At 38.9% G+C, this 889-nt stretch carries 2 protein-coding genes; both read left to right on the top strand.

Features of this window, described 5'->3' with window-relative positions; genetic code table 11:
- Nucleotides 1-57: 57 nt before the first annotated feature.
- Nucleotides 58-555, top strand: a complete 498-nt coding sequence (locus tag A3763_RS01965) for a hypothetical protein (protein WP_068759845.1) — start codon at nucleotides 58-60, stop codon at nucleotides 553-555.
- Between the two features lie 112 nt (nucleotides 556-667).
- On the top strand, nucleotides 668-889 hold a 222-nt coding region (locus tag A3763_RS29370), incomplete at its 3' end, for a hypothetical protein (protein WP_231872071.1).

Genomic DNA, 889 nt, shown 5'->3' with positions numbered 1-889 from the left:
CGATAGGAGGTCAGCACTCTTTTGGGACGTGGGGAGTCATTATGTCTAAGTGACCATATGAAAAATATAATTCTAACGATAATAATTGGACTACTAGCAGGTTGTGGTTTTCAACAATATAAAGCAAACGAAAGCTTGGTTATCGGAAACCAAAGCTGTACCTCTTTGTCTGGTAAATACACCTTAAACTTCGAAAACTATTCACATTACAATAGCCTTGGTTTTTGGCAACTTCGTCAATACGATCAATTTGAAATAAATGCATCCGCTAATGAACTATTGTTCACTGGGTACAAAAATGAATCTGTAGTTAATTCATCACAAATACTACGTCCTGACTGGTCTTGCTCAAAGGGTATTCTTGCCATCGATATCAAAAATGAAACTCAAAATAATGGTGGTGTAACAGTCTATGAGGCAAGATCATTACAGCTATATTCTTACAAAGCTGGCGAAGTTTACGTTCGCTATAAACAAACTAGTACGGGCCTGGCTTTCTTAATTCCGGTAAGCACCTTCGATGATAGTGTAGTTAAATTAAATGCACTGCATTAAATCACTTAACAAGTTTATCAAACCTCGTTCCGCCCACGAAGGAACGTGGGCTACACTGGACGCGCAAAGACACGCGCGCCGTTTATAAAAGCGTTATATTTAGGGAGTAGTAATGAAAATTGGAAGTTCTATCGTATGTTTGGCAGTAATATTTTTAGCCGCCTGCAGTAGTGGGGGTAATGATACGCCAGACCCGCTCGGAATAAATGGTCTTTGGTCTGCTTCCTGCTATTACGATGAAGAATATGGCGATTATAATCTCGAGTCTTATATATTTAATGGTTACAGTCTAACCGCAAGTTTGGAAGTTTACTCAAATTCATTGTGCACTGGT

It is taken from the genome of Oleiphilus sp. HI0128, assembly GCF_001635365.1.
This window is presented reverse-complemented; position numbering and strand designations above follow the sequence as displayed.